General features: G+C 70.0%; 18 protein-coding genes and 1 pseudogene. 10 read left to right on the forward strand and 9 right to left on the reverse strand.

The window, feature by feature from the left end; genetic code table 11:
• Positions 1-807 carry an energy-coupling factor transporter transmembrane component T family protein gene (locus IEX49_RS12780; RefSeq protein WP_188806581.1) on the forward strand — a complete coding sequence of 269 codons (807 nt, stop codon included), beginning with the start codon at positions 1-3 and terminating at the stop codon, positions 805-807.
• Positions 808-809: 2 nt separating this feature from the next.
• On the opposite strand, the gene IEX49_RS12785 is transcribed toward IEX49_RS12780, so the two are convergent.
• Together IEX49_RS12785 and IEX49_RS12790 are read right to left on the reverse strand one after the other, a co-directional pair.
• Positions 810-1,964 carry an aminotransferase class IV gene (locus IEX49_RS12785; RefSeq protein WP_188806539.1) on the reverse strand — a complete coding sequence of 385 codons (1,155 nt, stop codon included), beginning with the start codon at positions 1,962-1,964 and terminating at the stop codon, positions 810-812.
• Between the two features lie 72 nt (positions 1,965-2,036).
• Complete coding sequence (locus tag IEX49_RS12790) at positions 2,037-4,769, reverse strand: MMPL family transporter (protein WP_188806540.1); 2,733 nt, start codon at positions 4,767-4,769, stop codon at positions 2,037-2,039.
• Positions 4,770-5,046: 277 nt separating this feature from the next.
• On the opposite strand from IEX49_RS12790, the gene IEX49_RS12795 reads away from it, so the two are divergent.
• Positions 5,047-5,595, forward strand: coding sequence for a TetR/AcrR family transcriptional regulator (locus IEX49_RS12795; protein WP_229672649.1), 549 nt, complete (start codon positions 5,047-5,049; stop codon positions 5,593-5,595).
• A 9-nt stretch (positions 5,596-5,604) separates the two neighbouring features.
• Entirely contained in the window at positions 5,605-7,104 is a 1,500-nt protein-coding gene (gene cls / locus IEX49_RS12800; protein ID WP_188806541.1) for a cardiolipin synthase, read from the forward strand.
• Between the two features lie 77 nt (positions 7,105-7,181).
• Here the strand turns inward: cls and IEX49_RS12805 are convergent, their stop codons facing one another.
• Both IEX49_RS12805 and IEX49_RS12810 read right to left on the reverse strand, forming a co-directional pair.
• Positions 7,182-9,383: a chorismate-binding protein gene (locus IEX49_RS12805; RefSeq protein WP_188806542.1), complete on the reverse strand. Its 2,202-nt coding sequence runs from the start codon at positions 9,381-9,383 to the stop codon at positions 7,182-7,184.
• A complete protein-coding gene (locus IEX49_RS12810; RefSeq protein ID WP_188806543.1) occupies positions 9,380-9,874 on the reverse strand; it encodes a MarR family winged helix-turn-helix transcriptional regulator in 495 nt (164 codons plus the stop codon). Before IEX49_RS12810 ends, IEX49_RS12805 begins: the two co-directional genes overlap by 4 nt.
• A 112-nt stretch (positions 9,875-9,986) precedes the next feature.
• On the opposite strand from IEX49_RS12810, the gene IEX49_RS12815 reads away from it, so the two are divergent.
• The gene (locus IEX49_RS12815) at positions 9,987-12,431 is read left to right on the forward strand and encodes an MMPL family transporter (RefSeq protein WP_188806544.1); all 2,445 of its coding nucleotides are present in this window, start codon (positions 9,987-9,989) and stop codon (positions 12,429-12,431) included.
• A 52-nt stretch (positions 12,432-12,483) separates the two neighbouring features.
• On the opposite strand, the gene IEX49_RS12820 is transcribed toward IEX49_RS12815, so the two are convergent.
• Positions 12,484-13,068, reverse strand: a complete 585-nt coding sequence (locus IEX49_RS12820) for a Dps family protein (RefSeq protein WP_188806545.1) — start codon at positions 13,066-13,068, stop codon at positions 12,484-12,486.
• A 432-nt stretch (positions 13,069-13,500) separates the two neighbouring features.
• On the opposite strand from IEX49_RS12820, the gene dnaK reads away from it, so the two are divergent.
• The 5 genes and pseudogenes from dnaK (at position 13,501) to IEX49_RS12845 (ending at position 19,027) form a co-directional block, all read left to right on the forward strand.
• Positions 13,501-15,387, forward strand: coding sequence for a molecular chaperone DnaK (dnaK, locus tag IEX49_RS12825; protein ID WP_188806546.1), 1,887 nt, complete (start codon positions 13,501-13,503; stop codon positions 15,385-15,387).
• A gap of 147 nt (positions 15,388-15,534) precedes the next feature.
• Positions 15,535-16,242, forward strand: coding sequence for a nucleotide exchange factor GrpE (locus tag IEX49_RS12830; protein WP_188806547.1), 708 nt, complete (start codon positions 15,535-15,537; stop codon positions 16,240-16,242).
• Between the two features lie 33 nt (positions 16,243-16,275).
• The gene (locus tag IEX49_RS12835; protein WP_188806548.1) at positions 16,276-17,277 is read left to right on the forward strand and encodes a DnaJ C-terminal domain-containing protein; all 1,002 of its coding nucleotides are present in this window, start codon (positions 16,276-16,278) and stop codon (positions 17,275-17,277) included.
• A pseudogene (locus IEX49_RS16885) lies at positions 17,274-17,627 on the forward strand (heat shock protein transcriptional repressor HspR); the annotation flags it as partial. The gene IEX49_RS12835 and the pseudogene IEX49_RS16885, both read left to right, overlap by 4 nt.
• A gap of 248 nt (positions 17,628-17,875) precedes the next feature.
• Positions 17,876-19,027, forward strand: a complete 1,152-nt coding sequence (locus tag IEX49_RS12845; RefSeq protein WP_229672651.1) for an alpha/beta hydrolase — start codon at positions 17,876-17,878, stop codon at positions 19,025-19,027.
• A 123-nt stretch (positions 19,028-19,150) separates the two neighbouring features.
• Here IEX49_RS12845 and IEX49_RS12850 read toward each other — a convergent pair whose 3' ends face one another.
• The 3 genes from IEX49_RS12850 to IEX49_RS12860 all read right to left on the reverse strand — a co-directional run bounded on the left by IEX49_RS12850 (position 19,151) and on the right by IEX49_RS12860 (position 24,462).
• A complete protein-coding gene (locus IEX49_RS12850) occupies positions 19,151-21,157 on the reverse strand; it encodes a BCCT family transporter (RefSeq protein WP_229672655.1) in 2,007 nt (668 codons plus the stop codon).
• A 200-nt stretch (positions 21,158-21,357) separates the two neighbouring features.
• Complete coding sequence (gene trmB, locus IEX49_RS12855; RefSeq protein ID WP_188806550.1) at positions 21,358-22,287, reverse strand: tRNA (guanosine(46)-N7)-methyltransferase TrmB; 930 nt, start codon at positions 22,285-22,287, stop codon at positions 21,358-21,360.
• Between the two features lie 48 nt (positions 22,288-22,335).
• Entirely contained in the window at positions 22,336-24,462 is a 2,127-nt protein-coding gene (locus IEX49_RS12860) for a penicillin-binding transpeptidase domain-containing protein (protein WP_188806551.1), read from the reverse strand.
• Between the two features lie 65 nt (positions 24,463-24,527).
• On the opposite strand from IEX49_RS12860, the gene IEX49_RS12865 reads away from it, so the two are divergent.
• Positions 24,528-24,968 carry a YccF domain-containing protein gene (locus tag IEX49_RS12865; protein ID WP_188806552.1) on the forward strand — a complete coding sequence of 147 codons (441 nt, stop codon included), beginning with the start codon at positions 24,528-24,530 and terminating at the stop codon, positions 24,966-24,968.
• A gap of 12 nt (positions 24,969-24,980) precedes the next feature.
• On the opposite strand, the gene IEX49_RS12870 is transcribed toward IEX49_RS12865, so the two are convergent.
• The gene (locus IEX49_RS12870; protein ID WP_188806553.1) at positions 24,981-25,745 is read right to left on the reverse strand and encodes a DedA family protein; all 765 of its coding nucleotides are present in this window, start codon (positions 25,743-25,745) and stop codon (positions 24,981-24,983) included.
• Positions 25,746-25,816: the final 71 nt, after the last annotated feature.

Here is a 25,816-nt window from a genome sequence, read left to right on the forward strand (position 1 = left end):
GTGCCCGTCGCCGCGCTCGCGGCTCCGTCCCGCCCGGTGGCCGGCTCGGTCTTCGAGCGGGCCAACCCCTTGGCCAAGCTCGCGGCGCTGCTGCCGGTGACGGCGGTGCTGGTGGCGACGATGGACTGGGTGTCCTCCGGGATCGTGCTGGTGGCCGCCGTGGCCCTGTTGCCGCTGTCCGGGATCCGCGTTGGCGAGTTCTTCCGGCGGGCCTGGGTGCTGGTGGCGGCCGCCCTGGTTTCCGCGTGGGGCACCGCCTTGGTCGGCGAGGACTCCGGGTCGGTGCTGTTCGAGGCGGGGCCGGTGAGCATCTCGGAGGGCTCGGTCCTGGCCGGGCTGGCTACGGGTCTGCGCATTCTCGCGGTGGCGCTGCCGGGCGTGATGGTCTTCATCACCACCGACCCCACCGACCTGGCCGACGCCCTGTCTCAACGGCTGAGGCTGCCCGCCCGCTTCGTCCTCGGCTCCCTGGCGGCCTTCCGGCTACTGGGCGTGTTGACGGAGGAATGGCGGACCCTCGGCCAGGCCCGGCGGGCTCGAGGTGTCGGGGCCGGCGGCAACCCGTTCCGCCGATTGGGCTCCTGGCTCGGTCAGGTGTTCGGACTCATGGTGCAGGCCATCCGCCGGGCGACCAAGCTCGCCATCACGATGGAGGCCCGGGGCTTCGGAACGGGCGACCGCACCTGGGCGCGGGAGTCGCGATTCGGTGCGGTGGACGCCTGGGTGATCCTGGGCGGCGTCGGGCTGGCTGCCTTGGCGGTCGGCCTGTCCATGGCCACCGGCGCCTTCAACCTCGTCTGGGCGTAGGGTCACGGCCCGTGTTCGCCGGGTTCCCGGTCCTCGGCCAGGAAGCCGTTCAGCAGCTCGGTGAGCTCGGGATCCTGGAGGATCTCCTCGCCGTCCAGGTGGGTCACGGGGGCGACCAGGCGCACGGAGGACACCAACCAGACCCCGTCGGCATCCACGAGGTCCGAGGGCTCCAACGGCCCGTACCCCAGCTGCCAGCCGGCGGCCTGGGCGGCGGCGAAGATGGTGCCCTGGGAGGTGCCGGGCAGGATCCCGGAGCTGCGCAGGGGCGTGATGAGCTCGATTCCGGTGCTGCCGTCCTGCTGCGGGATCCGCCGGGCCATCAGCACGGTGGAGGTCGGCCCCTCCAGCACCTGGCCGTCCGAGGACGTGAAGATCACGTCGTCCGCGCCCTGAGAGGCGGCGTAGCGCAGGGCGGCCATGTTCACGGCATAGCTGAGCGACTTGGTGCCCATCAGCAGCCAGGGCGCGCGCTCGGCCACCCCCGAGTCGACGCCGCGGTCCAGCAGCAGCACCTTCAGGCCGCGCTCACGGGCGGCGGCCAGACCCCGGGACACGGGGGAGACGAGCACCCAATAGGTGCCGGTGAGGTGCGGCGGGGCCAGCAGCCCCGGTTCCGTGGCCTCGGCCAGCTCACCATCGGAGCCGACGTCGGCTGCGCCCCGCACGTAGTGCCCCCCGCCGGGTGCCCCCTCGGGGCCCCGGGTGGCCACCAGCTTCACCACGGCGTCGACGCCCGGGTTGCCGGCCGCGAATGCGTCCAGCCCCGCCGCGGCGGCCTGCCGCCAAGCCGGAGCCGGTGGAAGGGGAATCTCCAGGGCCTCGGCTGAGGTGGCCAGCCGCGCGAGGTGGGAGTCCTCCTTGCGGACCCGGAACGGTGCTCCCGTGCCCGAGCCAGAGCCAGAGCCCTCAGTCGCCACGGCGGTCATGGTCTCGAACACGCCGTCCCCCCGCGTCAGGCCCTGATCGGTGACCAGGATGGCCGGCCGGCGGGGATCGTCCACCCGCAGGCTCACACCGGGACCGTCTGCGGGACCGTCTGCGGAACCGGGACTGCTTGCGGAACTGGCCGGGCCGGCGTCGGGCTCGAGGTAGACGACCACGGATTCCCCGGGACCCGGGACGAACGGTGCAGCTGGCTGGGACGACTCTGTCATAGGCCACAGCCTACGCAGAAGGGCGGGGCGCATCCGTGATGCGCCCCGCCCCAAAGCGGTGGTGATGCGGTGTCAGACCCGGGTCAGTGCGGGGTCGTCGTCGCGGCCCCCGCCGTCAGGACCACCAGCACCGCCAGCATCGTCAGTACCGTCAGCGCCGGCCAGCTCCGGATCCGAGTAGCCGTGGCTACGCTCCAGCGAGGCACCCTCGACGTCCACGTTCGGCAGGATCCGGTCCAGCCACTTCGGCAGCCACCAGGCGGCATCCCCGAACAGGTGCATCAGGGCTGGGATCAACAGCAGCCGGACCACGAAGGCGTCCACGAGCACGCCGAAGGCCAGGCCGAAGCCGATCGGGCGAATCATGGCGGACTCGGAGAACACGAAGCCGCCGAACACGCTGATCATGATGATGGCCGCGGCGATGACCACGGAGCGGCCGGCCTTCAATCCCTGCTGGACCGCCACGCGGGCCGAGGAGCCGTGGGCATAGGCCTCACGCATTCCGGTGGAGATGAACAGCTGGTAGTCCATCGCCAGGCCGAACAGCACGCCCACCATGATGGTCGGCAGGAAGGCGAGGATCGGAGCCGGGTGGTGGACCTGGAAGACGGTGGCCAGCCAGCCCCACTGGTAGATGGCCACCACGCCACCCATCGCGGCGAAGGCGGAGAGGATGAACCCGCCGGTGGCGATCAGGGGTACCAGCAGTGAGCGGAACACCACGATCATGATGATCAGGGACAGCCCGACGACGACGCCCAGGTACAGCGGCAGGGCCTCGGCGAGCTTCTCCGCCACGTCCACGAAACCACTGGTGGTGCCGGCCACGGCCAGGTTGGTGGACTCCGACTCCGGCTCCGTGGCGCGCAGCGTGTGCACCAGTTCCTCGGTGGAGACCGCGTTCGGGCCCTCCTCCGGGATGACCTGGAACATCGCCATGCCGTTGTCCTCGGACACGGCGGCCGGGACCACGGAGGTCACGTTCTCGATGCCCTGGAGCTGCTGTGCGACGTCGAGCTGCTCGTCCACGATCTCGGTGTCCGTCAGCCCCTCGGGCAGGTCAGCGGTGACCACGAGGGGGCCGTTGCGGCCTTCGCCGAACTTCTCGCCCAGGGTCTCGTAGGCCTGGTAGCTGGCCGACTCCGGCGGCTCCGAGGCACCATCCGGCAGGCCCAGGCGCATGGAGAAGAACGGGATGGCGATGACGGCCAGCAGCACCACGGACCCGACGGCGGTGAGCACCGCGCGCGCCGTGGACATCGGCTGGGGCGCCCGGCCGGTGGGGGAGGCGTGCTCCGCAGCCGCGGTGTGCTTGCCGGTGCTGGCCGTTCTGGTGGCTGCCGCCACCGTGGCGTCCGCGGCGGCCCGCTCCTTCTTGGACAGCACCCGGTGCTTCGCCAGGCCGAGCAGGGCCGGCATCATGGTGATGGCGATCAGCACGGCCAGAGCCACGCAGACGGCACCCACGGTGCCCATCAGGCCCAGGAACGGGATGCCGGTGACGTTCAGGGCGGCCAGGGCGATGACCACGGTCAGGCCGGCGAACACCACGGCGTTGCCGGAGGTGCCCGTGGCCAGGCCGATGGACTCGTGCAGCGGGACACCGTCCTTGAGCTGGCGTCGGTGGCGGTTGATGATGAACAGGGCATAGTCGATGCCCACGGCCAGGCCGAGCATCAGGCCCAGCACCGGCGTCACGGACAGCATGTCGATCATCCCGGAGAATGCCAGCGTGCCGGCGGCGCCGATGGCCACGCCGATCAGGGCGGTCAGGATCGGCAGGCCTGCGGCCACGAGGGTGCCGAGCATGATGAACAGCACGATCCCGGCGATGACCAGGCCGACGACCTCGGCCGGCCCGGCGATCTGGGGGATGGCCTGGGAGAGGTCGTTCGCCGGCAACACCTCGACGCCCGCGATGTCCGCCTCGGTCAAGGTGGAGACCACCTCGTCCTTGATGCCCTGCTCGACCTCCATGGCCGGGAGGGTGAAGGACACGGTCCCGACGGCGGCCGTGCCGTCCTCGGACACGGTCCGGTAGTCCTGGGTGAGGGTCAGCATCTGCTCGCCCTGGGCCAGTTCGGTCTCGCCGTCCGCCAGTTCCTGGGCGGACTCGTCCAGGGTGGCCTGGTTCGTCTCGATCTCGCCCCGGCCCTCGTCGAGCTGGGCGCGGGCCGCGTCCAGCTGCTCCTGCTGGGCATCCAGGGCGGCCTGTTGCTGCTGGAGCTGGGCCATCATCGCGGCCGGGGAACCGGCCGCCTCGGCCTGGGCGCGCGCCTCATCCAACTGGGCCTGGCCGGCATCGAGCTGCTCCTGCCCGGAGTCCAGTTCGGCCTGCGCCGCGTCCAGCTGGGCGACCGCGTCATCCAGTTGGGACTGGCCGTCCTCCAGCTGCTGGCGGCCGTCCTCGAGTTCGGCGCGGCCGTCCTCCAGGTCCTGCTGACCGTCCGCCTTCTGCTGTTCGGTGGTGAAGGGGTCCAGGGTGGAGTCGACCCCCTCGATGTCCCCGACCTCGGTCATCAGGTCGGTGATCTGCTGTTCCTGCTCCGCTGTGAACTCGGAGCCGTCCGCGGTGCGGAACACCACGGACCCGGCGCCGTTGGCCGCCTCCGGGAACTCCTCGGTCAGCCGGTCGGTGACCTGGCTGGTGGGGGTGCCCGGGATGGTGATGGAGGAGGTCAGGGTCCCGCCGAAGGCAACGAAGCCGCCCACGGCCAGTGCCAGCACCACCAGCCAGCTGCTGATCACGGTCCACGGGCGCTTGGAGGACCCGAAGCCGAGTCGGTAGAGCAGTTCAGCCATGAGGCGTCACTCCTTGAGGAGAAGAATGGGCGGCCAGGAGAGTCGGCGGGCGGATCATACGGCGGCCTGCCGAGACCCAACACGTTCGGCAACGACTATAGTAGACGGAACGTCTCGTATCGAAATAGTCGGTGTGAGATGAGCCACGGGACGCCGGCCATAGGCTGGCGGACAGATCAGCTGGCGGACAGGCCACAGGAGCAGGAGGGCGTCATTGAGCGTCGGGGCGGAGAAACCGGTGGAGCACCGGGGGCGGCCGCGCAGCGAGAAGTCGCGCGTGGCCGTATTGGAGGCGGCGGCGGACCTGATGGCCGGCTGCGGGTTCCAGGAGCTCACCATCGAGGGGATCGCCGCCGCAGCGGGGGTCGGCAAGCAGACCATCTACCGCTGGTGGGGCTCCAAGGCTGGCGTGGTGGTCGAGGCCCTGGCCGAGGGTTTCCTGGAGATGCCCCTCGGGGTGCCCGAGGACACCGGTGACCTGCGCGGCGACCTGGGCGCCTGGCTCGCGGCGCTCAAGTCCGAGATCGAGGAGCCGGAGGTCTCCCGGCTCATCCAGACGATCATGTCCGCCCTGACCTCCGCCGGGGAGACCTCCGCCGCCATGCACTCGGCCCTGGTCCAGCCGATCATGGCCGGGCTGGACGCCCGGTTCCAGGAGCACGACCGGAACCACCCCGGGGGACTGGCCGCGCCGCCGTCGTTCCTCGCCGAGACGGTGGGGGCGAGCCTGCTGCTGCGCCTGATGTTCTCCCGGCCCCTGACCACCGAGTGGATCGACCAGCTGCTGGACCTCGTGGTCCCGTCCGGGAGACCTGACTCACCGTAAGCTGGGGTGATGCTCTGGCCCACCGCCGAGTTCGGCGTCTTTCCCGACTGGCTGACCATCGTCTTCTGGATCATCGACGTCGGCATCCGCATCCTGTTACTCGGCATCGTCCCGGGTGGTCGCCGCCCCGCGGTGGCGATGGCATGGCTGCTCATCATCTTCTTCCTGCCGCTGCCCGGCCTCATCCTGTTCCTGCTGCTGGGCTCCTTCCGGCTCGGGGGCCAGCGCCGCTCCCGCCAGAAGGCGGTCAACGAGGCGCTCGGCCAGGCCACCGCCCATCTGCGGCTGCCCAATGACGCCGGCATGGCACCGCGGTACGTGGTGTCAGCGGCGCGCTTGACCCGGAACCTGACGAGCTTCCCCATGCTGGACGGCAACGAGTTCGAGTTCCTCACCGACTACCGGGCATCCATGCGGAGAATGGCCGAGGACATCGACCGGGCCCAGGACTACGTCCACCTGATCTTCTACATCCTCGCGGATGACCCGAAGGACCGGCAGGGGTACTCCTCCGTGGTGCTCGAGGCCCTGGAGCGGGCCCATGCCCGGGGCGTGACGGTGCGGATCCTCTTCGACCACATCGGCTCGCTGCGGGTCAAGGGCTACCGGCAGCTGCGGCGCCGGCTGGACGCGGCCGGACTCGAATACCACCTGGCGATGCCGGTGCTGCCGTGGCGTGGCAAGTACCAGCGCCCGGACCTCCGCAACCACCGCAAGATCCTCATCGTGGACGGGCTGGTGGGCTATACCGGCTCGCAGAACCTGGTGGAACCCGGCTACAAGCGGGCCTCGTCCCACGACATGGGCCGGGAATGGGTGGACCTCATGAGCCGCATCACCGGGCCCGTGGTCGCTTCACTCGACGTGGTGTTCGTGACGGACTGGTTCGCCGAGACCGGGGACGAGCTGGAGGGCAAGTTCCGCGAGCCCGACCTCTCGGAGTACGAAGTGGACGAGGGCAGCATCGCCCAGGTGATCCCCTCCGGCCCGGGATTCTCCACTGAGAACAACCTGCGCCTGTTCAACCACCTGTTCTACTCGGCCCGGGAGCGCCTGGTGGTGGTCTCGCCGTATCTGGTGCCGGACGACTCGATGCTCTATGCGTTGACCACCGCCGCCCAGCGGGGAGTGGACGTGGAGCTGTTCGTCTGCCGCAAGGCGGACCAGTTCATGGTCCACCACGCCCAGCAGTCCTACTACGACGCCCTGTTGAAGTCCGGCGTCCGGATCTTCCGCTATCCGGATCCCAACGTGCTGCACGCCAAGCTGTTCACCGTGGACAACGACGTGGCGGTCTTCGGCTCCTCCAACATGGACATGCGGTCCTTCTCCCTGAACATGGAGGTCTCGGTGCTGACCGTGGGCTCCGAGACGGTGGAGGCGCTGCAGCCGGTGATCGAGGACTACCGTGCCGTGTCTGAGGAGCTGACCCTGGCGGAATGGCAGAACCGGCCGCGTGCCCAGCGCTGGGTGGACAACGTCTTCCGCCTGACCTCCGCCCTGCAGTGACCAGTCCCACTTTCAGTCGAGTTCGGGTGGGTGCGTGGCGAAAACACGCACCCCAACTCGACTGAAAACGGTGGGGGTCAGGCGTCCGGGAAGGCCGAGCCGAGCACTCGGAGCACGCCATGGGCCTTGGTCCGCACCTCGTCCCATTCCTCCTCCGGCACGGAGTCCGCGGTGATCGCCCCGCCCACGCCGAGGGACAGGTGCGTGCGCCCGGATCTCCCCGCGGCCGACGCCGGCTCTGCAGACTCCACCGGTTCCGTCACCCCTGCCGGCCCCGCCGGCACCGCGACCAGCGTGCGGATCAACACGTTCAAATCGGCCGCACCATCGGCGGAGAGATAGCCGGCCACCCCGGAGTACACCCCGCGGGGACCCGCCTCGAGGTCCTCGAGGATGTCCATGGTGGAGATCTTCGGGGCACCGGTCATGGACCCGGGCGGGAAGGCCGCGGCGAGCGCATCGGCCGGCGGCACGCCGGGCTGCAGCTGGGCGGTCACCGTGGAGACCATCTGGTGCACCGTCGGGTACGACTCGATCGCGCACACCCGCGTGGTCGCCAGCGTCCCGGGCCGGGCGAACCGCGAGAGGTCGTTGCGGGCCAGGTCCGTGATCATGATGTTCTCGGCCCGGTCCTTGGAGGAGGACGCCAGCTCCTCGGCCAGCGTGCGGTCCTCGTCCGGCGTGGCACCGCGCGGGCGCGTCCCCTTGATCGGCTCTGTCACCAGCCAGCCTCCTGCCGCCCTCGAAGAGACTGAGAGGAACCGCTCGGGACTGGTGGAGAGGATCTGCACCGGTTCGCGCCCGACGCCGGCCCCTGCCACCTGGGCACGCAGGTACAGGGTGAACGGGGCCCGGTTCGCCGCGGCGAGCCGCCGGTAGGTGGACCAGCCGTCGAAGGCGTCCACCGTGGACTCCAGGGCCGTGGTCAGGCAGACCTCGTAGGTGTTCCCCTCGTGGATCTCCTGCTGGGCCGCCCGGATCTTGGCCAGGTACTGCTCACGGGTGTCCCGCACGGTGAAGACCGGGGGAGAGGCGGGCGGTGCGGCGGTCTGTCCCTCCCCGAGCTCCGGCGGCAGCTCCTTCAGCAACTCGCCCGCCACCCGGTCCGCCCACTCCGGTCCGCCCGGGTCGTCGGCGGACCAGAAGAGGGCTGTGGTACCGGCCACGTGGTCCACGCTGGCGCCCCGCCCCGGGCGGAACAGCAGTGCCTCGGGTACGGTCGGCGCTGTTTCGTCGGCGGATGCGGCCAGCGTCGCCGCGCCGTCCGGGGACCCGGCCTCGCGTTTGATGCCGTAGCCGATCCAGCCCATCCAGCCGGGCTGGAACGGGCTGTCTGGATCGCCGCCATCGGGGCCGCCGGGCCAGACCGTGGCCAGCCACGGGAAGAACGGCCCCGCGCGCCGCAAGGTGAGGAGGCCGGAGGAGACGGTGGTGACGCCGTCCGTATGGGCCGCGACGGTCGAGGAGTCGGTGGCCAGGCCGATGAGCGAGTATCGGCTGCGCTCCGGTGCGGGCGTCACATCCCGGTCCGAACTCTCCAGCAACAGGGCGGTCGCGGCATCCGGCCCGCCCGCGGCGGCGAACAGCGCTCTCGGCTCGGCGGCCGTGGCCAGGGTGCGGCGTTCCCACTGGGGCGGGCCGGGCGCCGGCACGAGGGCGAGCGCGGCCTCCCAGCCAGCCAGGGATCGCAGGCCCTCCACCAGGTCGGCCGCAGCCTGCGGTGTGGGTCCGTGGCCGTCGAGGGTCAGCCAGGCCGCCTCGTCCACCCGGTCCCCGGCCAGGTAGGAGTCCTCCTGCGCGGCCCACCGATCCCAGTGCGCGGCGAACGTCTCGCCGTCACGCCGCAACGCCCGCCGCTGGCGCTCGTCGTCCTCCATGGCCACCCAGGCCACGGCATCCAGGTATGGACGGGCGTTCCGGTTCCCGGCCCCCACGCCCTCCAGGATCACGACGTCGGCCGGCGGGGTGGCGTCCGCGCGTCCCGGCGCATCGGCCGTCCAGTCCCACCAGGTCCACCGGGCGGTACGGCCTCCCGACAGGGGCGTGACGATGTCCTGGACATAGGTGGGCAAGGAGGCGGCGAGGCCGTCCCAACCTGGATAGATGGAGTCCAGGTGGAAGACGGCTACCTCCAGGTGCGGTCGCAACAACGCGGCCGTCTCCACGGCGAGCGAGGTCTTGCCGGCGCCGGAGCGTCCGTCGATCGCCAGCAGGAGGGGAGCTGGCAGTCGCCTTCGCGCGGTCTCCGTGCAGGGTCCGGAACGAGCGGTGGAGGTCATGACGGGGCGTTGGTGGGCGAAGGGCCCGGGGTCTCGAAGGTGTCGAGGGCCTCGGTGGCCGCCGCCAGGACCTCGATCGCGGTCTCCATCTGTTCCGGCGTGAATTCGGACAGACGGTCGGCCATACTGCGGGCCATCGGCATGAAGATCTTCCGGCCGTCCAGGGCGGCGGTGTCCGTGTGGGAGATGCTGACCCGGCGCCGGTCCGTGGTGGACGGGGTGCGCTGGGCGTGGCCGTTGGCGACCAGACGGTCCACGAGGGCCGTGGTGGAGGCCGAGGTGAGGCTCAGCATCCGCCCGAGGTCGGTGGGGCTGGTGTTCAGACCGGCTGCCTGACGTTGCATGAGGATGGTCAGGGCACGCAGGTCGGTGCGGTGCAGGCCGCTGCGGTGGCCGGCGGCGTCGATGGTCCGGTCCGCCACTTCGGCGTACCGCCGCAGGGCCTGGATCAGCTGGAACAGCTCCGAAGGCTCCTGGCCGGAGTGCGACATGGGACCTCCTTCCGCCGGTATCTGACGCCTCAGTCTACTGAGCGGCAGTGATCAGAAAATAACTCGACGGCAGATATCTCGATCATCGAGTGAATGCATTAGCGTAGTGCCCATGCCAGAGAACCCCCGACATCGGGCCGAGCCCGAAGCCGCCGACCTTCAGCCGGGCCTGCAGTCAGCCCCACAGCCAGATCGCCAGCCGGACCACCGTGCCGAGGATCGGCCCGAGAGCCAGCCGGAGGACCGGCCGGACCACCGTGCGGGTCAGGAGAAGTCCCGTCCGTGGGGCACGGTGTGGATCCGGGTGGTGGCCGCCGCCGTGCTGGTCCTGGCCTGGTTGGCCGGCACCGGCCTGGGTGGGCCGACCTTCGGCAAGCTCGGGGAGGTCTCCTCCAATGACCAGTCCACGTTCCTGCCGGCCTCCGCCGAGTCCACACAGGCGGGGGAATGGGTCTCCCAGTTCACGGACAGTGAGCAGATCCCCGCCCTCGTGGTCCTGGGGCTGCCGGACGGACAGGCGCTCGCCGAGGGCGCCGAGTCCGCCGGTGAGATGGAGGCGCTGGCTGGTTTCGGTGAGGAACTGGGCGCCGTGGAGGGCGTGGACCAGATCATCGGCCCGGTGCCCTCGGAGGACCGGGAGGCGGTGCAGTACATCGCCCTCGTCAACACGGAGTCGGCCGAGTCGGACGCGGTGGTCGAGGACTTGCGGGCCGTGGCCGCCCACTCCGAGGCGGAGCTGGCCGGCGCGGGCAACGGAGGCCTGGATGGAGCCGAGGTCCACGTGGCCGGGCCCGCCGGGCTCGCTGCCGACCTGGCCGGTGCGTTCGCGGGCATCGACGGGATCCTGCTGGCCGTGGCCCTCAGCGTGGTGTTCGTGATCCTGGTGCTGGTCTACCGCTCCGTACTGCTGCCCCTACTGGTGCTGTTCAACTCCGTGGCGGCCCTGTGCGTGGCCATCCTCGCGATCTACTGGATGGCCGCGGAGGGGTGGATCGCCCTGAACGGCCAGTCGCAGGGGATTCTCTCCATCCTCGTGATCGGCGCCGCCACGGACTACTCGCTGCTGATGGTGGCCCGTTATCGAGAGGAACTGCGCGTCCGGACGAACGTGGCCACGGCGGTGCGGAACGCCTGGAAGGGGTCCTTCGAACCCATCACTGCCTCGGCAGCTACGGTGGTGATCGCCCTGTTGTGCCTGCTCTTCTCAGACCTCAACTCGAACCGCTCCCTCGGCCCTATCGCGGCCTCGGGCATCGTCCTGGCCTGGGCGGCATCCCTGACCTTCCTGCCGGCGGTGCTCTACCTCGTGGGGCGTGCGGCCTTCTGGCCCTCGATTCCGCGGCCAGGTGCCGTGTCCCGCAAGGACGCCCGGTTCCGCCAGCCCGTCAATGCCGCCGGCACGCCGATCCGCGGGCTCGAGTCCAACCACGGGGTGTGGAGCAAGGTCGGCGCCCTGGTCGCCCGCCGTCCCCGCGCCGTATGGATGGTCACCGCTGCGGTGCTGCTGGTCGGAGCGGCCGGCATCACCCAGCTCCAGGCCAGCGGGGTCCCGCAGACCGAGGTCCTGCTGGGCGAGAGTGACGCCAAGGCCGGGCAGGTGGTGCTCGAAGACCACTTCGACGCCGGCACCGGCGCTCCGGCCACGATCATCGCCCCCGCGGACCGTGCGGACGAGGTCCTCCAGGATGTCCAGAACACGGACGGCGTCGCCTCCGCCTACCTCACCGCCGAGGGCGGCGGCCCGGCAGGGCCTGCGGGCGAAAGCGCGGGCGCTCCGGGTGGTGCGACCCAGGAAGGTGTGGGGCAGGAAGGCGCCCCGGAGGGCGCCGGACAGGGCGGTCCGCCGGCGGAGCCGCTCGAGGTCGACGGCCGCGTCTACCTGCAGGCGACCCTCGCGGATGCCGCGGACTCCATGGAGGCCGAGCAGACCGTCGTCGAGCTCCGGGAGAGCCTGCATGCCATGGATCCGGGAATCCTGGTGGGAGGGACCACCGCCACCGACCTGGACACCAACACCACGGCGCAGGCCGATGTGCGGACCATCATCCCGCTCGTGCTGATCGTGGTGCTGGTCATCCTCATGGTGCTGCTGCGCTCCGTCATTGCACCGGTCCTGCTGGTGCTGGCCACCGTGCTCAGCTTCGGTACCGCCATCGGCGTCTCCGCGCTCGTGTTCAACCACGTGCTGGGCTTCTCGGGGGCCGATCCCACCGTGCCGCTCTACGGCTTCGTGTTCCTCGTGGCGCTCGGCGTGGACTACACGATCTTCCTCATGACCAGGGCCCGGGAGGAGGCGTTCTCCCTCGGCACCCGGGCCGGGGTGCTCAAGGCCCTGACTGTGACCGGCGGCGTCATCACCTCGGCTGGCGTCGTGCTGGCGGCCACCTTCGCGGCACTCGTGGTGATCCCGCTGATGTTCATGGTGCAACTGGCGTTCATCGTGGCCTTCGGCGTCCTGCTGGACACCTTTCTGGTCCGCTCACTCGTGGTCCCGGCGCTCACGTATGACATCGGGCCGAAGGTCTGGTGGCCCTCCAAGCTGGCCAGGACCACGTGAAACAGCAGGGCCCCGTCATGATGACGGGGCCCTGCTCTATGTCACGCGGTGATCAGGACTTCTTGGCCGAACCCTGCTTGGCGGCACCCTTCTCTGTGGTGGCGCCCGCCGTGCTCAGCTCACCGGCAGCGTTGGTGAGGAAGGAGCGCAGGAACCACTGGAACTGCTCCAGGTCCCCGGTCTGTCCGGTGAGGATGTCCTCCGTGATCGGGTCCAGCTTGCCGGTCTCCTCGATGGCGTTGCGGTGGTCGGCGATCACGCCGTCGTAGACCTGGTCCAGCGCGGCTATGTGCTCAATGGTGTCGGCCCGGCCGAGGGAGTAGTCATCCCACGTCCGCTCGGCCACCAGGGCGCCAGGGGTGCCGCCGGGGGAGACCCCGAGCGTGGCGATGCGCTCGGCGATGACGTCGACGGCGGCGCGGACCTCGTCGATCTGGGGGTCGAGCATCTCGTGGACGCCGATGAAGTTCGGACCGACCACGTTCCAATGGGCGTGCTTGAGCGTCAGCTGAAGGTCGTTGAGGGCATGGAGGCGCATCTGGAGGATCTCGGCGACGCGGTGCCCGTCCTCGATCTCCAGACCGGGCACGGTGTACTTGGCCTGGGTGTCCTTGGCCTTGCTGTTCTTCGCTGCCATCGTGACTCCTTTCGTGCGGCGCCGACTGTCGGTACTGCATTGCGCCGCTGTGTCGATGCCCTTACTCAAACACCCCGGTACCGTGCCCGCAAGGCGACGGAGCCTTGCCTTGATTAACGTGACTTGCTCAGAACAGGCACGGAGTCATCCCTGGCGGCACGCCGATTGCCGCTGGTGGGTGTGGGCGAAGATCGGCATGGGCCCCGGCGGGAATGAATGCCGGAAGCCCGTGGTTATCTCCATCGAAGGCAAAGTTGAGTCAGGTTGGCTCAAGGCAGATTGACAGGGACCTCCTGGGCATGAAACCTTGAGTCTTGAACGCTCAGGTGACTGGATGGCGGGGAAGCCCGCAGGCCCCGGCCATCAGTCCGGCACCATGCGGCGTCCGGCTCTCGCAGCCCTCGAATCGTCCGTCAAGGAAAGGAACCGCCCATGTCCCGTGCAGTGGGAATCGACCTCGGCACCACCAACTCTGTCGTCTCCGTCCTGGAGGGTGGCGACCCCGTCGTCATCGCCAATGCCGAAGGCTCCCGGACCACCCCGTCCGTCGTCGCCTTCTCGAAGTCCGGCGAGGTCCTCGTCGGTGAGATCGCCAAGCGCCAGGCCGTGAACAACCCCGAGCGCACCCTCGCCTCCGTCAAGCGCCACATGGGCACTGACTGGAGCACCGAGATGGATGGCAAGAAGTACACCGCGCAGGAGATCTCCGCGCGCACCCTGATGAAGCTCAAGCACGACGCCGAGGACTACCTGGGCGAGAAGGTCACCGACGCGGTCATCACCGTGCCGGCCTACTTCAACGACGCTGAGCGTCAGGCCACCAAGGAAGCCGGCGAGATCGCCGGCCTCAAGGTCTCCCGCATCATCAACGAGCCGACTGCTGCCGCGCTGGCCTACGGACTGGAGAAGGGCAAGGAAGACGAACTCATCCTGGTCTTCGACCTCGGCGGCGGCACCTTCGACGTCTCCCTGCTCGAGGTGGGCAAGGATGAGGATGACTTCTCCACCATCCAGGTCCGCTCCACCGCCGGTGACAACCGCCTCGGCGGCGACGACTGGGATCAGCGGATCGTCGACTGGTTGCTGACCCAGGCCAAGTCCAAGGGTGCCGACTTGTCCAAGGACAAGATCGCCCTGCAGCGCCTGAAGGAAGCGGCGGAGCAGGCCAAGAAGGAACTGTCCTCCGCCACCTCCACCAACATCTCGCTGCAGTACCTGTCCGTGACCGCGGACGGCCCGGTGCACCTGGACGAGCACCTGTCCCGCGCCAAGTTCCAGGACCTCACCAAGGACCTGCTCGAGCGCACCCGCAAGCCGTTCGAGGACGTCATCAAGGAGGCCGGCGTGTCCGTCAAGGACATCGACCACGTGGTCCTCGTCGGCGGTTCCACCCGTATGCCGGCCGTGGCGGAGCTCGTCACCGAGATGACCGGCGGCCAGGAGCCGAACAAGGGCGTCAACCCGGACGAGGTCGTGGCCGTGGGTGCTGCCCTGCAGGCCGGTGTGCTCGCCGGTGAGCGCAAGGACGTGCTGCTGATCGACGTCACCCCGCTGTCTCTGGGCATCGAGACCAAGGGTGGCGTGATGACCAAGCTCATCGAGCGCAACACCGCGATCCCGACCAAGCGGTCCGAGACCTTCACGACCGCCGAGGACAACCAGCCCTCCGTGTCCATCCAGGTCTTCCAGGGCGAGCGCGAGTTCACCCGGGACAACAAGCCGCTGGGCACCTTCGAGCTGACCGGGATCGCCCCGGCCCCGCGGGGCATGCCGCAGGTCGAGGTCACCTTCGACATCGACGCCAACGGCATCGTCCACGTCTCCGCGAAGGACAAGGGCACCGGCACCGAGCAGTCCATGACCATCACCGGCGGCACCTCGCTGTCCGATGACGACATCGACCGCATGGTGAAGGACGCCGAGGCCCACGCCGCGGAGGACAAGGAGCGCCGCGAGGCCGCCGACCGCCGCAACCAGGCCGAGCAGACCGCGTACTCCGTGGACAAGCTGCTCGCGGACAACGGGGACAAGCTGCCCGAGGACATCAAGACCGAAGTCCAGGCCGACGTTGACGCCCTGAAGGCCGCCCTGGAGAAGCAGGACAACGATGATGAGGTGAAGGCCGCCTACGAGAAGCTGCAGGCGTCCCAGACCAAGATCGGTGAGGCCCTGTACGCCTCCCAGGCCTCCGAAGCTGGCGCTGCCGGGGCCGAGGGTGCCGACTCCGGCACGGCCGGCGAGGACGAGGACATCGTCGACGCCGAGGTCGTGGACGAGGAGGAGCCGAAGGACGGCGAGTCCAAGGGCGAGTCCAAGTAAGGCCCGTCCCCCGTCGTTGATCCCCAGCTGATACCGGCCCGTCGTCCGACGGCGGGCCACCGGACCCGGGCCGGTCGGATCCTGTCCCTGCACCGTCAGGGTAGGGCCGGCCGGCCCCGGGGGTACCGGAGGAAAGGACCCCAGACCATGCCGAACCACGGTAATGAAGAAGACCGCGAGCGCGAGGAGCCGGTGAGCTTCCAGGACAAGCGCCGGATCGACCCGATGACCGGGAAGGTCCGCGAACCGGCGGGCCAGCCCGCCGGCGAGGCGGAAGAGCAAGCCAACACCGACCACGACGCCGGCTCCGGTGCGGCGGACGCGGACGGAGACGCGCTCTCCCAGGCCGAGCAGATCCTCAACAGTGTTGCCGATGCCTCCGACGAGGGCGTCACCGGCGCCCAGGACCCGGAACCGGCCAGCGCCACGGCCCGCGAGGAGGAGCTGCGCAACGACCTGTTGCGCGTCCAGGCCGAGTTCGTGAACTACAAGCGCCGCGTGGACCGGGACCGGGACGTGTCCAAGGACAACGCCATCCAGTCGGTCCTGACGGCCCTGCTGCCCGTGTTGGACGATCTGGACGCCGCGCGCGCCGCGGGTGACCTCGCCGAGGGTCCGTTCGCCGCGATCGCCACCAAGTTCAACTCGGTGCTCACCGGCTTCGGGCTGGAGCGGCAGGACCAGGACTCCCTGGTCGGCCAGCCGTTCGACCCGACCCGCCATGAGGCCATGCTGCGCCAGCCGAGCCAGGAGATCCCGGAGGAGCACGTCGTCCAGGTCTTCCGCAACGGATACCTCCGCGGTGAGCGCGTCCTGCGCGCCGCCCAGGTGATGGTCTCCGCCGGCGAAGGCTGACCCAACCCCCCGCCAGACAGGAAAGGAGGCACCATGGCCTCACAGGATTGGGTGGACAAGGACTTCTACGCCGTCCTCGGTGTCTCCAAGGACGCCTCGGAAGCGGACATCAAGAAGGCCTACCGGAAGCTGGCCCGCAAGTATCACCCGGACCAGAACCCCGGTGACGATGCCGCCGAGAAGAAGTTCAAGGAGGTCACGGAGGCCAACTCCGTGCTCTCCGACCCGGAGGAGCGCCAGCAGTACGACGCGATCCGGGCGATGGGATCCGGGGCGCGGTTCTCCGCGCCCGGTTCCGGCGCGGGCGGCCCCGCCGGCGGCGGTTTCGAGGACATGTTCGGCGGACTGTTCAACACCGGCGCCGGCCGCGGCCGTTCCGGGCCGACCACCGGTGACATCCCGCCGGAGTTCGCCGATCTGTTCGGTGGCTTCGGGGGCCGCTCCGGTGGTTTCGGCGGCGGGGGCGGCTTCGGCGGCCCTCCGACCAAGGGCGCGGATCGCACCGCCAGTACGAGCATCTCCTTCGCCGGGGCGATGCGCGGCACCACCATCTCCCTGCGGGCGGCGGACGGCGAGGTCATCGACGTCCGGATTCCCGCCGGCATCAAGGACGGCCAGAAGGTCCGCTCCCGTGGCAAGGGCTCGCCCGGTGCCGCCGGTGCCGGGGACCTGATCGTCACCGTCAGCGTGAAGGACCACCCGTTCTTCCACCGTGACGGGAACAACCTGCGCGTCCAGGTGCCCATCTCCTTCGACGAGGCTGCCCTCGGCGCCACGATCGAGGTGCCCACGCTGGACGGTTCCGTGAAGGTCAAGGTTCCCGCCGGCTCATCCTCCGGGCGCGTGCTGCGCGTCAAGGGCCGCGGCGTGAAGTCCGCCAAGGGCTCGACGCCGGCCGGAGACCTCCTGGTCGAGCTCCAGGTCGAGGTGCCCACCACCCTGTCCGATGACGCCCGTGCCGCCGTGGAGGCATTCGCCGCCGCGACCGCGGGACACCATCCGAGGGCGGGACTGGCGGACAAGGCCCGACTGTGACCACGTTCTGGGAGGAGCCGATCTACGTCATCTCGGTGGCAGCCGAGCTGGCGGACATGCATCCGCAGACCCTGCGCCAGTATGACCGGATCGGACTGGTGGTCCCGCAGCGGCAGGGTGGTCGGCAACGCCGATACTCCCGGCAGGACGTGGACCGCCTCCGCACCATCCAGCAGCTCAGCCGGGACGGCGTCTCCCTGGAGGGCATCCGCCGGATCGTGGAGCTGCAGGGCGAGGTCGAGCAGCTGCAGAACACCGTGGCGGAACTCGCCGGGCAGATCCAGGCCTTCCACGCCTACGCCCGCTATCCTCGCGTGTTCACGGCCGGAGCCACCGGGGACGTGACCAGCACCTTCGACGCCGGCTCGGAAGGATCGCAGCACGCCTCCCGGACCCGGGACGCGGAGACGGCGGCCACCATCGAGCGCGCCCGCCGGGCCGCCCGCTGGCGCCGCCCGGCCGCGGCCCTGACGGCGGCTCCCGGCATCTTCGAGATCACCGCGGGCTCCGGCCTCGCACCTGTCACCACCACGGGGAGCCGGCACTATCCCGCCGAGGGATCGGAGCCACACCCCGGCACGAGGTCCACGGTGCGGATATGGAAACGCCAGGGCTGAGGCCGGAGCAACCGGCCACGCCTGCTGAGCCGGCCGCGCCAGACGAGCCGGCCACGCCGGACCAGCAGGTCGCGCCGGTTGCCCGCCGGGACATCTGGGACGCCGCCGAGCGGGAGGCCACGCGGGATCGCCTCCGGGCGGACATGCGCCGTCGCCAGAGCCTGGGCCCGCGGCAGAAGTCCGCCCTGGACGGTCTGGTGCACGCCTTGAAACCGGGCTCCATGGACCGCTCCTACCCGGAGCGGCATCTGCTGGCCTATGACCTCGGCACGGCCCTGCGACCGGCCTCCGCCGCCATCGCCGTGGGGGAGCCGTCCACGGCCAGCCATCTGACCTGGCAGGTCTCCGGCATGGGGATCTTCGTGCACACCGCCATGTGGGGATCGGTCCGGGAGGCCGGGCAATTGTGGGCCGCCCAGCGGGAGGCCGGGGCATCACTGCCTTGCGTGGTGGCCTGGCTCGGCTACCACCCGCCCGGCCCCTGGGGTGTGTTGTCCGGCCAGTCCGCCCTGCGCGGCGGAGCCCGGCTGGCCCGTCACCTGGACGGCTGGTTCGATTACCGCGAGCGGCTCGCTGCGGGCTCCGGGCCCGCCCTTGAGAACGGCCCGTCGGTCGGGGACGGCTTGCCCTCTGAAACCGCGCCGGGCGCTGGGGCTGCGCGGGCCGGCGTCGGACCCCAGGCCGGGATGGCCGCGCTTCCGCACACTGCCGTGGAGGCCCATTCCTACGGGAGCGTGGTGGCCGCGCGGGCCCTGCAGATCCTGCAGCGGCGCGAGCCGCCGCGCAGCCTGGACGCGCTGGTGGTGTCCGGCGTGGTGGGACTGCCCCGCGATCTGGCGGACGATCCCGGAAAGCTGGGGATGGCGGCTGAGCACATCTACCTCGCCTTGGCGGAGACCGATTACCTGTCCAGGCTCGGGCGGCTGCTCTCGCGGCGGCCACGCTGGAACCGGTTCACGCCGCTGGAGGTCGGGGCGGATGACTCGCGTGGTCTCGCCGGCGTGGTCGGGCACAACACGTCACGTCATCGGCCTGATTCCGGACCGATGCACCGCGGCTTCGGCTATCGGGACGTGGGAACCACCTCGCTGTACCGCATCGCCCGTGCGACGGCGGGCCTGCCCCTCGACTGAATCTCGGGTCGTCCGGGTGCCACCGGAAGACCAGAACGCCCCGTCCTCCGCCGGTAACCGGCGGGGAACGGGGCGTTTCGCACCGCACTGACTGTCTGGACGGCAGTCGGGGCAGTGCCGGAGTCAGCTGGTGGACGTTCCACGGCCCGGCCGGCGGTCCGGGACACCGGGGTCCGCGGCCTGGTCCTGGCTGGGGTCCTCGTCAGCGCTGGCGTCAGCGGTGCTGCTGGCTGTGGCGGCGAGGGGCTCGGTGCCCTCCGGCGTCCAGCCGTCGGCGTAGGTGCCGGTCTCGTAGTCGTAGTCGACCGGCTGACCCTCCTCGTCGGTGCGCTGGTACCACTCGGTGACCTGGTCCGCGGTGGAGTCGAAGTCGGCACCGGCACCGCGGCCCTCCGGGGCCTCGCGGACGGAGAGCTCGAAGTCGTCGCCGTGCTCCTCGATGCCGCGGCGCACGGCATTCTTGATGGCCGTGCGGGCGTAGTCCCGGCGGATGGCCTCCGGGTCCGTGGACAGGTCCCGCAGGAAGGCGACCACCATGAGCAGCAGGATGACCGAGAACGGCAGGGCGATGAGGATGGTCAGGTTCTGCAGGCCGGTCAGGACGGTCTCGCCGCCGACCAGTAGCATCACCACCGCGATGCCCATCATGCACAGGCCCCAGAAGACCACCACGAGCTTGTTGGGCTCGGGGTTGCCGCGGGAGGACATGGTGCCCATCACCACCGAGGCCGAGTCGGCCGAGGTGATGAAGAAGATGGCCAGCACCGCGATCACGATGAACGGGGTGATCTGGGACAGCGGCAACTGGTCGAACAGGGTGAACAGCAGGGACTCCGCGGAGGCCGAGCCGTCGGTGCCCTCCACGCCGTTGCGGTTCATCCAGATGGCGGCGCCGCCGAAGATGGTGAAGGCGAAGACCAGGATGGAGGTCGGCACGCCCATGACCACCAGGACGAACTCGCGCAGCGTCCGGCCGCGGGAGATGCGGGCGATGAAGACGCCGACGAAGGGCGTCCAGGCGATCCACCAGGCCCAGTAGAACCCCGTCCAGACGGACTGGAAGTCCACGGTGTCCGCACCCCAGGACAGGGACTTGCCCATCATCGAGAACATCTCGTCCGCGTACTCCATGACGCCCGAGGGCAGCAGGTTCAGCAGGAACAGGGTGGGTCCGGCGATGAACACGAACAGGACCAGGCCCAACGTCATCAGGATGTTGACGTTGGACAGGTAGCGGATGCCGCGGGCCACGCCGGAGACGGCGCTGATGACGAAGGCCGCGGTGAGCACCGCCAGGATGATGATGAGCCCGTTGTTGCCCAGCGGGCCGGCCCCGGAGATGATCTCCACGCCCTGGCCGATCTGGATGGCCGCCAGTCCGAGCGTGGCGGCGGTGCCGAAGAGAGTGGCGATGATCGCGAAGATGTCCACGACCTTGCCGGCCAGGCCGTCGGTCTGCCTCGCCCCGAAGAGGGTCCGGAACACCGAGCTGATCAGGGGGACGCGGCCGCGGCGGTAGGAGGCATAGGCGATGGCGCCGCCGACCAGGGCGTACATGGCCCAGGCGTGCAGGCCCCAGTGGAAGTGGGACTGGGCCATGGCCTGGTGCAGGGCGGAGTCCGTGCCGGCGGCCACGGTGTCCGGCGGCGGGGAGAGATAGTGGGAGAGGGGCTCGGAGGGACCGAAGAAGAAGATCCCGACGCCGATCCCCGCACCGAACATCATGGCCACCCAGGAGAAGCGGGAGAACTCCGGTTCCTCGTCGTCACGGCCCAGGCGGATCTTGCCGAAACGGCTGAAGCCGATGAACAGCATGGCGCCGAGGGCCACGATGGCGGTGATGTTCAGCAGCCAGCCGGCGTTGGTCATGGACCAGCCGAAGGCGGAGGCGGAGACCTCAGACACGGATTCCGGTGCCATGACGCCCCATGTCACGAAGGCGACGATCAGCGCACCTGTGATGCCGAAGACGAGCTTGTCCAGGCCGAAGCGGTTGCGCTGCTCGTCCACGCCGATGCCGGGCACCAGGCCCGGGTGGATGTCGTGCGGGTACAACCCGACGGCACCGGACGTCTCCGGCGGACTCTTCGGCAGACCGGGTGTGGCAGGGGAGGGGGTGGTGTCGGGCACCGGGGTCCCTTCGGTTGTGACCCGCCCAGGGTAAGGCGCAGACCGGACCTGCCGGGCGCTTCGCTGGCGCCCTGGGGGAGGCCGGTGGATGATTCGGCCTCCCAGTATCCCTGTCCGGGGGTGCTGGCGCAAAGGCGGGGGCGCCTGACCGGCACCTCGGAACGATCTGCCGAGGGGCCTCCTCCAGTGCGGGCAGGCGGCTAGAGACGGACGTACGTGAGATCGAACACGAGCCGTCCCGCGCGCAGCGCCTTGTTCTCGAAACTGGTCAGCGGGCGGCCCTCGAACCGGGGCGCCCAGCCACCCTCGTGGTCCACGGGGTCCTCCAGGCCGGCCCCGGAACTCGCCTCGCTGACCCCGGCACGAGCCGAGCCGGTGCGGGGTGCGATCGGCTGTGCCCCGACCTCCAGTTCCCTGCCCTCCAGCCGGACCCGGGTCAGCGGGGAGTCCTCTCCGGTGGCGCGGCCCGGATGGGCGTTGGCCAGCTGTGGGTGGGCCTCCATGGCCGAGCGCATGTGCACGGCGTAGCTGGACCAGTCGGTGGCCAGGCGCAGCACGCCACCCGGGGCCAGGACCCTGGCGACGCGGTCGGCGAAGGCGGGGCTGACGAGCCGGCGTTTATGGTGGCGGGTCTTGTGCCACGGATCCGGAAAGAAGACCCAGATCTCCTGCACCCCACCGGCGGGCAGCAGGCGGTCCAGGACCTCGGGGGCATTGGCCTGGACGCCACGGACGTTCTCCAGGGCCCCGTCCTCGACCCGCACGAGCAGGGCGGCGAGGCCGGGGGTGTAGACCTCCACCGAGATGAAGTCCCACTCCGGGTGGTCGATCGCCCCCTGGGCGGTGGACTCCCCGAGGCCGGAGCCGATGTCCACCACGAGCGGGGCAGCCCGGCCGAAGACCTGGTCCCAGTGGATATCCGTGCCCTCGGCCACCGACGTGGTGGCGCGGTCCCGGGGCACATCCACGATGTACTTGCCGTGGGAACGATCCCACGTCTTCTGGCGGCGCGGGTTCAACCGCTCGCCGCGGCGTACGAAGGACACCGGCTCGGTGCGGTAGAGCTCCGGATCGGGTCGGTTGTTGTGCCCGTGGGCGTGCTGTGCGGGGGCGGGATGGTCGCTGGTCATGAGGACTTCAAGGGTACCGGGAGATCAGTGGGGGAATCGGTCACGGGGTCACCCCTCCGAGGGGATGATCTCCTCCACGGCGGTCAGGAAGTCCCGGACCACGGGACCGTTGTCATAGCCGCCGCCGAGCCCCTCGTTGAAGAACAGGGCCACGGCCAGGTCGCCGTGGATGGCGACCAGCCAGGTGTGGGCCAGGTCCTCACCATCGGCGACGAACTGGGCCGTGCCGGTCTTGGCCAGCACGGGGGCACCCGGGACGTCCTGCAGCATCTCGGCGGTGCCGGTCTCCACCACCCCGGACATCAGCGCCAGCAGCTGCTCGGCCTCCGCGGCGGTGACCCCGGACTCCGGGGCGGCAGGCGCCTCCACGGCCGGATCGGTCACGAAGAGGGGGCGGACCGTCTGCCCGGCGGCCACTGAGGCGGCCACGGTGGCCATGCCCAGCGGCGAGGCCTCCACCACACCCTGGCCGAAGAGGTTGGCGGCGTGCTCGGTGCCGGTGGAGTCGTCCGGGACGGACCCGAGGAAGGCGGAATCGAGTCCGGTCACCGGATCGGTGGCCAGCCCCAGGGCCTGGGCGGCCTCGGCCTCGTCAGCGGCGCTGATCTCCTCGTGAGCGCCCACGAAGACGGTGTTGCAGGACTCGGCGAAGGCCTCGGAGAACGGGATCTCGCCCACGGACGCATCCGGGTAGCCGTCATAGTTGCCCACCACCATGCCGCCCACATTGAGCGTCTCCGGGCACTGCACCGTGTCCCCGGGGGCGATCCCGGACCGCAGCATGGCCAGGGCGGTGACGACCTTGAACGTGGAGCCCGGAGCGTAGGACCCGGACACGGCCACGGGCCACCCCTCGGGGCTGGAGGCCGCGGCGAGTACCTGCCCGTCAGAAGGCCGCAGGGCCACCAGACCGGCCGGCACGTCCGAGGCGGCGACGACGGCCTCGGCCTCCTCCTGCACGCGCCGGTTCAGCGTGGACGCCAGGTCCTGGCCCGCTACCGGGTCGGTGCTGAAGACCGGCCCGTCCGGTGCCGTCGGCGTGGCGGCCGCGGTGGCGCTGGGGGAGCTGGAGGCGTCCGTCTCGGACTCACCCGCGTCCGGCTGGTCCGGGTTGTCGATGGTGATCTGCACCCCCGGGGTGCCGGCGAGGTGGTCCTCCCACGTGGCCTGCAGGCCGGACAGGCCGACCTCGACGCCGGCCTCCAACTCACCGTCAGAGGCCTCGATCTGCTCGGCGTTGGGTTCACCGTAGGTGCCCAGCACGTCGCGCGCGAAGGCGCGGGTGGGGGCCAGTACGGCGGTGTCCTCGAGGACCCGGCCGCCCGGGATGGCCAGCAACTGGTCCGTCGGGATCTCGGTGTCCCCGTTGTTGCGCACGGTGATGGCCTGCACGAAGGCCTTCTCCCCGGCGGCCTCAGCTCGCGCCACGAAGGCGTCCTCGTCCACCCCGGCGACCTCGGCCACCTGACGGGCGGCCTCGGCCAGGACCTCGGGATCGTCGGCCTCGAGGTGGGACTTGTCCAGCCCGAGGATGGCCACGTCCCGTTCCATCATCAGTTCCTCGCCCGCGCCGTCGAGGATGCTGCCGCGCTCGGCGGGAACGGTCGTGAGGTTGACGGTGCCGCCTTCGGCCAGTTGCGGCACGACCGTCTCCGGGGCCAACTCCACGAGCCACTCCTGGGCCTCCTCGTCCCACTGCAACTCGGCGGTGGTCTCATAGGACCAGGTCCGTTCCGAGCCAGCGCCAGCACTGGCCTCGGCGTCGGCATCAGCAGCAGCCTCATCATTGCCTGCGAGTTGCCAGTCGACGGTCAGGGTGGCGGTGGCACGGTCGTTGTCCTCGCCGTCCACCTCAGCGGAGGCCACGGTGACCGTGCGGTCCACGCCCTCCAGGTCCGCCAGCGCCTCGGTGAGATGCTCGGGGACGTCCTCGGACTCCGGTGTCAGGGACACGGTGGAGTAGTCGCCCGAGGAGATCGCGCCGGCCAGGGCTGTGGCGGTCTCCTGCGGTGCGGGGCGCGATTCACCGAAACAACCGGTGGCGGTCAGCACCAGGGCGGCCGAGAGACCGAGCACCGCCGCGGGACGGCCGAGGCGGAGGGAGCCGTGGGGACGGACGGCCAGGCTGGACGGCTGGAGAGGACGGGAACGGCCCGTTGACTGGTGGTTCTGCATGAAATCTCCTGACAAGACTCCCGCCAGAGTAGCCGCTGACCCGGACGTGCTGGGAGCATGGTCACATGAACCGTCCCCTGAACCTCATCCTGAACATCATCTGGCTGGTCTTCGGCGGCCTGTGGCTGGCCGTGGGCTACTTCCTGGCCGGACTCATCTGCTGCATCCTCATTGTCACCATCCCCTTCGGCATCGCCTCGTTCCGGATCGCGGGGTACGCCCTGTGGCCCTTTGGCCGCGTGGTGGTGGACACCCAGCCGGGCATGGGCGTCTTCACCGGCCTGGGGAACATCATCTGGTTCATCGTGGCCGGCGTCTGGATCGCCATCGGCCACGTGCTGACCGCCATCCCCATGTTCATCTCGATCATCGGCATCCCGTTGGGCATCGCCAACCTGCGCATGATCCCGGTCTCGCTCCTGCCCCTGGGCAAGAAGGTCATGGACTCCGGTGAGGCACGCTCACTGCCGCAGTACCTCCCGGCCGCCCAGGCCGGCTACCGGTAACCCGCCGGAGCGCTACTTGCGGCCGTGCTGGGAATCGGCGAGGAGGGCCTCCATGCGGGCCACGGCCTCGTCGGCCGAGGGCGGCACGTAGTTCGGGTCCTTGGCTCGCCGGCGGTTGCGCAGGATGCGGGCGGTCACCCACCAGACGATGAACACGATCACGGCGATCAGCACGAGGTTGGAGAAGACGTCCGCGTAGTCGGACACCAGGTGCCAGTTGTCCCCGAGCTGGAAGCCCGCCCAGACGAAGATGGTGTTCCAGATGCCGGAGCCGATCAGCGTGAAGAGGGTGAACAACCACAGGTTCATGCGCTCGATGCCGGCCGGGATGGAGATCAGCGAACGGAAGATCGGGACCATGCGGCCCAGCAGCACGGTCCAGTAGCCGTGGCGGTTGAACCAGCGCTCGGTCTTCTCCACGTCCTCGATGTCCACGAGCGGCAGCCAGTCGGCGATCCTGTACAGCCGCCGGCGGCCCAGCCACGCGCCGAGCCCGTAGAGCATGAGCGCGCCCAGCACGGAACCCACGGTGGCCCAGATCAGGGCCTCCCACGGGCTGAAGGAGCCGCCGGCCGCGGTGAAGCCGGCCAGGGGCAGGATCAGCTCGGAGGGGATCGGCGGGAAGAGGTTCTCGGCGAAGACGGCCAGCGCCACACCGATCGGGCCGATGGTCTCCATGATCGAGACCACGATGTCACCGAGCCAGCCGTAGGAGGCTTCGCCCGTGGATCCGGCAGCGGACCCGGCGGCTGATGCGGTGGCGATCGAAGGCGTCATGCGCACCATTCTCCCGGACCGCGGGGCCGAACACCGAACCGACGGGCCGGGGAGGGCAGGCATAATGGGAG

It is taken from the genome of Citricoccus zhacaiensis (assembly GCF_014645315.1).
In the GTDB taxonomy this organism is placed as follows: Bacteria; Actinomycetota; Actinomycetes; order Actinomycetales; family Micrococcaceae; genus Citricoccus; species Citricoccus zhacaiensis.